General features: G+C 60.4%; 6 protein-coding genes and 1 pseudogene. 3 read left to right on the top strand and 4 right to left on the bottom strand.

Annotation, left to right across the window (positions count from 1 at the left end):
* Both AB4Z38_RS19790 and AB4Z38_RS19785 read right to left on the bottom strand, forming a co-directional pair.
* Positions 1-114: pseudogene (locus AB4Z38_RS19790) on the bottom strand (IS1595-like element ISAbc1 family transposase); the annotation flags it as partial.
* Positions 115-406: 292 nt separating this feature from the next.
* Positions 407-1,663 carry an MFS transporter gene (locus AB4Z38_RS19785; protein WP_441431283.1) on the bottom strand — a complete coding sequence of 419 codons (1,257 nt, stop codon included), beginning with the start codon at positions 1,661-1,663 and terminating at the stop codon, positions 407-409.
* Between the two features lie 349 nt (positions 1,664-2,012).
* On the opposite strand from AB4Z38_RS19785, the gene AB4Z38_RS19780 reads away from it, so the two are divergent.
* Positions 2,013-2,402 (top strand): MerR family transcriptional regulator, encoded by a 390-nt coding sequence (locus AB4Z38_RS19780; protein WP_441431282.1) that lies wholly within the window; start codon positions 2,013-2,015, stop codon positions 2,400-2,402.
* A gap of 76 nt (positions 2,403-2,478) precedes the next feature.
* On the opposite strand, the gene AB4Z38_RS19775 is transcribed toward AB4Z38_RS19780, so the two are convergent.
* Together AB4Z38_RS19775 and AB4Z38_RS19770 are read right to left on the bottom strand one after the other, a co-directional pair.
* Positions 2,479-3,045: a VOC family protein gene (locus tag AB4Z38_RS19775; protein ID WP_441431281.1), complete on the bottom strand. Its 567-nt coding sequence runs from the start codon at positions 3,043-3,045 to the stop codon at positions 2,479-2,481.
* Between the two features lie 10 nt (positions 3,046-3,055).
* Positions 3,056-3,763: a GntR family transcriptional regulator gene (locus tag AB4Z38_RS19770; RefSeq protein WP_441431280.1), complete on the bottom strand. Its 708-nt coding sequence runs from the start codon at positions 3,761-3,763 to the stop codon at positions 3,056-3,058.
* 112 nt (positions 3,764-3,875) lie between these two features.
* Here AB4Z38_RS19770 and AB4Z38_RS19765 point away from each other — a divergent pair, with 112 nt between their 5' ends.
* Both AB4Z38_RS19765 and AB4Z38_RS19760 read left to right on the top strand, forming a co-directional pair.
* A complete protein-coding gene (locus AB4Z38_RS19765; RefSeq protein WP_441431279.1) occupies positions 3,876-6,092 on the top strand; it encodes an alpha-ketoacid dehydrogenase subunit alpha/beta in 2,217 nt (738 codons plus the stop codon).
* A gap of 26 nt (positions 6,093-6,118) precedes the next feature.
* On the top strand, positions 6,119-7,432 hold the full coding sequence (locus AB4Z38_RS19760; protein ID WP_441431278.1) for a dihydrolipoamide acetyltransferase family protein: 1,314 nt from the start codon (positions 6,119-6,121) through the stop codon (positions 7,430-7,432).
* Positions 7,433-7,475 lie beyond the last annotated feature (43 nt).

Raw genomic sequence — 7,475 nt, 5'->3', positions numbered from 1 at the left:
ACACACGTAGCCCTCCGGCCAGCGGCACTCAAGCAGATAGTCCAGACACGCCTTCTCGTCGCCAAACCGCGACTGGAACTCCAGAATCGTCCGCGGAAAATCCGGTCTCGACATTTACCCAGAATACCTGAGCTAACCGGATACCCACTTGGCGGGTTATGGCAGAACGGACGGCGCGGGTCATTTGATCTTGGTCAATCCCATAGCAAGTGCTGCTTTGATGGCATTGCGATGGATTTCTCACTAAGCCTCGTTCTCAATTAAGGCTAATCGCGTGCGGTACCGGCCGGACATAGGTATCCACGCCAAGAACGCCCGAATGCACGTCACATTGGGCTTGGACCAAACGCCTGACACTGGCTCTGCCCCCTCCTGGCGGGCAGAACCAGCGACAGTTGGCTGACGGTCAGTGCGTGAGGTCTCGTCCCTTGGTTTCCGTCATGAAGAATACGCACGCTGCTGTGATGAGCCCGGCGATGACGAGGTAGATGGCGACTGACCACGAGGCCAGCGTTGCTGCATACAGGCCGGTTGCGATCAGGGGCGAGAATCCACCACCCAGGGTCTGTCCGAGCTGGTAGCCCATCGACGCACCGCTGTAGCGGAACTTGGTGGCAAAGAGCTCACTAATCAACGAGGCTAGGGGACCGTAAATCATGCCACTCAGGGTGAGGGAGACGGCCATTGCGACCACGATCAGTACGGGACTCTTGGTGTCGACCATGGCGAACATCGGAAATGCCCAGACCCCGTAAGCAATTCCACCAGTGAGAATGACAGGGCGTCGACCTACCCGGTCGGAGATCGCAGAGCTCACCCAGTCACTGATGCCATAGAAAACATAGCCAATCACCAAGGCAATCAGGCCCAGGCCCGCGCCAATCTTGAGGTCCACAGCGGTGTAGCTCAACAACCACCCCAGTACGACGTAATTGAGGGTGCCGAATCCGAAACTGATTCCCGCAGCTAGGAGAAGTTGCTTGGGATTGGTCTTAATCACTTCGAGGATGGGTTTGCGGGTGGGTTTTCCCTTTACCTCTGCGTCTTTGTATACCGGGGTCTCTTTGAGCCGAAGCCGAATGATGAGGCCAGTCACGACGAGGATAATCGATAGCAGGAACGGGATTCTCCAGCCCCACGCCTCGAAAGTTTCCGGTGGCAGGAGACTCACGGCGAAAAGTACGACTGTCGAAAGCACGCCGCCGAGCGCTGATGATGCCGGGATGAACCCTGTGTAGAAGCCCCGCTTTTCGCGGGGGGCCGTCTCGCTCACCATCAAAATGGCACCTCCGTATTCGCCACCAAACGAAAAGCCCTGCACGAAGCGCAGTATGACGAGGAAAATTGGCGCCCAGATCCCGATGGCAACGTATGTCGGAAGAAGCCCGATGGCGGTGGTCGAAATGCCTGCGATGAGCAGCATGGCGACCGGGACGCGTTTTCGACCGTGGAGGTCACCAATGTGGCCGGCTACCAGGCTGCCCAGCGGGCGCGCAATAAATCCAACGGCCTGGGTCGTGAACGCGGCAAGCAGGGCGACAGTCGGGTCGAAGCTTGGAAAAAACAGCTTTCCGAAGATTAGCGCGGCCGCCGATGCGTACAAAGCGAAATCGTATTGCTCCATGATGTTGCCTACAGCGCTGCCGGCGATGGTCCGGCGCAATAGCTTCCTCTGCTGCGGCCCAAACTCCGAGGGGGTTGCCGGGGATAAAACCGTGGTATCCGTGTGTTGCCCCAGCGTCGGTTCACCAGCCTTCACAGCCTGCGACTTCGTTGTCCGCATTGTTCTCCTGAGCGCGTTGTGCCAGCGCCAAAGGCGGCTGGGTGTTCATGTGATGACCGCCCGAACCTTCACTTCGGGGGTAGGTACGCCGACAGTACCTACGATTCGGAGTTCTCGTCAAGAAAACTTTCCCATGAAGCGTGAAACTATCATGATATGAGTGTCAGGTCGAGGCAAATTCTTCTTGTTGTCGCTAGTGTTTACGTCAAGCCGACGACAGAGGAGCGCCATGCGTATCGGAGAATTGGCAGAGCGGTCGGGCGTGCCCGCACGCATGCTGAGGTATTACGAAGAGCAGGGGCTGGTCGTGCCACGCCGGCTCGACAACGGCTACCGCGTCTATGACGACTATCTGCTGGACCGCGTGCAGAAGGTCCGCGGCCTGATTGATGCTGGGATACCGACAAGGATTATCAGTGACATCCTGCCGTGCTTGGATCAACCGCAGGAGATTGTCGTCGCGGACCCCGATCCAAAACTTCGGGAGCTGCTGATTCATGAGCGGGAGCGGATGTCGCAGAAGATTGATCTCCTCATCCAGAACCGCGATGCGATTACGCGTTACATTGAAGCCCTGGACGACGCCGCCACCACTTCGCGCAAGGTCCCCGCAAGCTAGAAGCCGCCGGCATGCAGCGTCGTCCTCGTCCCAGCGGGTGTGTTCGTGACAGAGATTGCCGTTGCGCCAGCTCTCCTTACGGCATCCAGAGCCGCAGGGGTGTTTGCGATTCGTACTCTTTTCCTTGCGGAAAGGACACGAGTTCGAATTGCATCCCCCAAGGCGCCAGGAAGTAGACCCAACACTGGCCCTTGCTGGCTCCTGAGCTCAAGGTCGGTTCCCCGAGTACCTGGATCCCCTGGCCCTTCAGGTAGTCGACAGCTGCATCCAAATCCTCGACGTAGAAGGCGAGGTGATGACCGCCGATGTCACTGTTGCGGGGCTGTTCCCGCCGTTGATCCGGGGAGGAGTAGTTGAAGACCTCAAAATTCGCCCCGTTGAAGCAGCGGTAGAAGCGTATCTCCGCCAGTGTCGCCTCCGGGTGGACGTTAAGCTTCGTCCGCATCAACTCAGGGTCCTGCGGATACGGCCCCAGCGAGTAGACATGCTGGCACCCTATGACGTTGACGAAGAATTCGTGAGCTTGTTCCATATCGGGCACAGTGAATCCGACGTGGTCCGTGCCACGAATACCCGGCAGCCCGCGCCGTTCCTTGAGGGCATCATCTTGCTGTTCGACGTCCCGGTTCATGTACTTCTCCAACCAAGTTTCTTTAGCGATCAAATATTTCAGGGTGATCAAGCAGGGCAATGCGGGTTTTGCGGACATGCATCGCCAGCAATTCCTCCGCAGAGCGGATGTCACGCCGGCGGATGGCCGCCAAAAGGAGCCGATGCTCCAAATGCGTGTCTTCGAGCCCCTCGGGACCGATCAGCTGGACGTATGCGCGCCGATAATGCTGGGTGGTGTTCCAGAGCCTTTCGACCATCTCCAGCAAGGTTGGCATGCCCGCGTCCTGAAAACTGAGCAGGTGGAACTCGCGGTCCAGTTCGACGAAATCCTCCACCACCTGGCAGTTCTCCATCTCCATGGCCAACCGAGTGAGCCGATCCAAAGTTTCGGTGCTGACGCTGTCGATGGCCTGGCCCAGCGCGAGCGGCTCAACGCGTTCGCGGATCAGATACGTCTCCTGGCACTCAGCGAGGTTCATGGAACTGACCCAGGCTCCAGAGGAGGCAACTAGTGTGACGAGTCCATGTGATTCAAGAATGCGCAGCGCTTCACGGATCGGCAGCCTGCTCACACCGAACTCTTCCGCGATCTGCTCCTGGCGGATCCTCGTGCCGGGCGCGAGGTCCCCGTCGAGAATCCTTTGACTCAGTTCGTCTGCGATGCGCTGACTTGCAGCGCCCGATTTCTTCAACAGAACAGCTTGGGTGGCCATACGTAAAGCATACGGACTCACGGCGAATGGATCCATTCGAGGATTATTGGCGCATTAAACAGGGTTGTATTCCTTGCACTGGATCCATTCGCACGCTTAAGGTGGGACGAACGCAGAAGCGATGCATGTACGCCCATGGGAGCCAAAGATGTCAACCACCACGCCCTTGACCTACTCGACAAAGTGCACAGAGTTGCGCACGACCCGCGAAGACTGGGACGCGGCAGCTCCCGAGTTGCTCGAATCCATGCTGGTGCAAATGCACACCATCCGGATTTTTGAGGAAGTTGTCCTGCAGCTGGCAGCAGAGGGCCTCGTACACGGCCCGGCCCACTCCAGCATTGGCCAGGAGGGAGCAGCCGTAGGATCCGTTCTCGCGCTGCGCGGTGCTGACGGCGTCAACGGCACGCACCGCGGCCATCACCAATTCCTGGCAAAGGGTCTTGCCTATCTGTCCCCGAACGGTATGTCGATCATCGACGGGATAAAGAACGACCAGGTCACGGAATTCATCCGACGGACGATGTCCGAGATTTTGGGTCTCAAGGCCGGGTTCAGCGGCGGCCGGGGCGGCTCAATGCACCTGCAATGGCTTGAGGCCGGAGCTTTGGGCACGAACGCGATCGTGGGTGGCGGAGTGCCGCTTGCCGCGGGCAATGCCTGGGCACAGCGCCATGACGCAGAAGTCCACGACGACGGCGGGCAGGCTGGCGGCATGGGGGTCACTGTGACCTATTTCGGCGATGGCGCCTCAAATATAGGGTCGACGCTGGAGACGCTGAATCTGGCGGCGGCCTGGCGCTTGCCGCTGTGCTTCTATATCGAGAACAATCTCTACGCGGTCTCGACCCATGTTGCCGACGTGACCGGTGAACCTCGTCTGGCGGCTCGTGGCCCCGGCTTCGGCATCAGGTCCTGGCGCGTGGACGGCATGGATCCCCTCGCGGTCTACCTTGCCCAGAAGGCAGCCGTGGATCACATGCGCGCCGGCAAGGGAGCCACCCTCATCGAGGCGGAAACCTACCGCTATTTCCACCAGAACGGCCCCTTCCCCGGCAGCGCCTTCGGCTACCGGACGAAGGAGGAGGAGAAGCAGTGGCGTGACCGCGACCCCTTGGCCAAACTGGCCGCAGAGATGACCCGGCGCGGACTCCTCAGTGACGAACAATTGAGTGATCTCACCTCGCACATCACCGAGCACATCACCCGGATTGTTGACGGAATTACCGAGAAAGACCCGGAAAGCACAAGAGGCGCCCGCCGGATCCGCCCCGCGCTTTGGCCGGATCCCGGCGCGGTGGATACCGATATCAGGAGCGAACCGGCCCTGACAGAATCAACCACCGGAGAACAAACAGAAGCCCGTACCGAGGAGCGCCGCTTCGTGGATGCAATTGCGGATGTACTCGGCCGCCGGATGGACCTGGACCCCGGCGTGCTGGTCCTGGGCGAGGACGTTCACCGGCTCAAAGGCGGCACCAACGGGGCTACCCGCGGGCTGAAGGACGCCTATCCCGATCGGGTCCTGGGCACACCGATCAGCGAGAACGCCTTCGCGGGCCTCGCAGGCGGCCTGTCCATGACCGGGCGCTACAAACCGGTCGTTGAATTCATGTACTCGGACTTCCTGTGGGTGGCGGCTGACCAGATCTTCAACCAGATCGGCAAGGCCCGGCACATGTTCGGCGGCCAGTCCTCGATGCCCGTGGTCCTTCGCTCCAAGGTGGCAATGGGAGCCGGCTATGGCTCCCAGCATTCCATGGATCCGGCAGGGATCTTTGCCAACAACCCGGGCTGGCGCATCGTGGCGCCGTCAACGCCGCACGACTATATCGGCCTGATGAATACTGCTTTGGAACTCCAGGATCCGGTGCTCGTGCTCGAACACGTCGACCTCTACGGGACCAAGGGAGACATACCCGTGGGGAACCTCGATTACCAGTTGCCAGTGGGAAAAGCTGCCGTGCGGCGGGCAGGCGATGGCGTCACCGTACTGAGCTACCTGAACATGGTGGATGTTTCGCTGCAGGCTGCCGAGCGGCGCCTCGATCTCGATGCCGAAATTATCGATCTGCGGTGGCTTGACCGGGCCTCCCTGGACTGGGACACGATCGGCGCCTCAATCCAGAAGACCAACAACGTCCTGATCGTCGAGCAGGGTGCCCGCGGCACCTCATATGGCGGCTGGCTGTCCGACGAGATCCAGCGCAGATTCTTCGACTACCTCGACCAGCCCGTTCAGCGAGTCACGGGTAAGGAAGCCGCGCCGAGCATCTCGAAAGTCCTTGAGGCTGCCGCCAACGCTGATCTCGACGACGTCCTTGCGGGCTTCGACGACGTAGCCCGCAACCTCGGCCGTTCCTGAACCCGATCCATCGAAGGACATTCACCATGGCAACAATCATCACTATGCCGGCCGTCGTCGCAGACGCCACCGAGGCAGCCCTCCAGGACTGGCTCGTGACAATAGGTGACACCATCGCCGCCGGGCAGCCCATAGCCGAAATTGAGACTGAAAAGGCCACTGTTGAACTACAGGCTGAGTTTCCGGGCACTATCGGAAGGCTGTTAATACGGCCGGGAACTTCCGTGGGTGTCGGTGAGCCCATTGCTGTGCTCGTGGAAGCGGGGGAAGACGAGGCGTCCATAGACAAGCAAATCGCCGCCGCCGGCGGCGCCTCGCATAGCCTTGCCGAGCATTCCGTGCCGGAGGACACTGAAGCACAAACAACCCGGCGGGATACGCGGCCTGCGGCTCCGGACGCGAACCAGGAGCCGACCCGCAATGCTCAGGGACGGGACTCGCGCATTTTCAAGTCACCCCTGGCCCGAAAGCTCGCAAAAGAAATGGGCATCGACCTTTCAGCATTGGCGGGCTCCGGACCCAACGGCAGGATCCTGCGCGGAGATGTTGAAGCTGCCGGAAGGCAACAAGCCGAAAGCCCGAAACCCGTCCCCAAGGCGGAAGAGCTCCTCCCCGCTGCCCCAACGGCTTCGTCGCAGACGGCCGATGTCCAAAACTTCCAGGACATACCGCTCTCAGGCATGCGCAAGGCCATCGCACGGCGGCTCACCGAGTCGAAGACAACCGTTCCCCATTTCTATCTCTCCATCGACGTTGAAATGGATGCCCTCCTGGCTTTGCGCAAGCAAATTAACCAGGACTCGCTCCCTGCGGGCCGGAAGGCAACCGTCAATGATCTTGTCCTCAAAGCCCTGGGAGGTGCCCTTGCGGACGTGCCCGCTGCAAATGCTTCCTGGCAAGGAGACGCCATCCGCCACTATTCCACGGTGGATATCTCCGTGGCCATCGCCACCACAGACGGCCTGCTGACACCGGTGGTCCGCGGCCTGGAAAACCTCTCCCTCAGCTCCCTGGGCAGGATCATGGGCGACTACAAAGAACGTGCCAGCACCGGCCGGATCCGGCAGCAGGAACTCGACGGCGGGTCCTTCAGCCTCACGAACCTGGGAATGTACGGGACACGGGAGTTCTCGGCCATCCTCAACCCGCCCCAGGCAGGGATCCTGGCCGTCGGGGCCGCCGAGCAGCGCCCCGTGGTGCGCGCGGGCCAGTTGGCAGTGGCCACGGTCATGAGCTGCACGCTCTCAGCAGACCACCGTGTTATCGACGGCGCGGTGGCAGCACAATTGCTGGCCGCTTTCAAAGCGCGCATCGAGAGCCCGCTCAGTATCCTCCTGTAATCGCATCCCCACTGAATCCTGTCGCGCAACGACGCGGCATCCA

Source organism: Arthrobacter sp. 2RAF6, from assembly GCF_052115205.1.
GTDB lineage: Bacteria > Actinomycetota > Actinomycetes > Actinomycetales > Micrococcaceae > Arthrobacter.
Note: the sequence above shows the minus strand (reverse complement) of the source record. Positions and strands in the feature narration are given on the sequence as shown.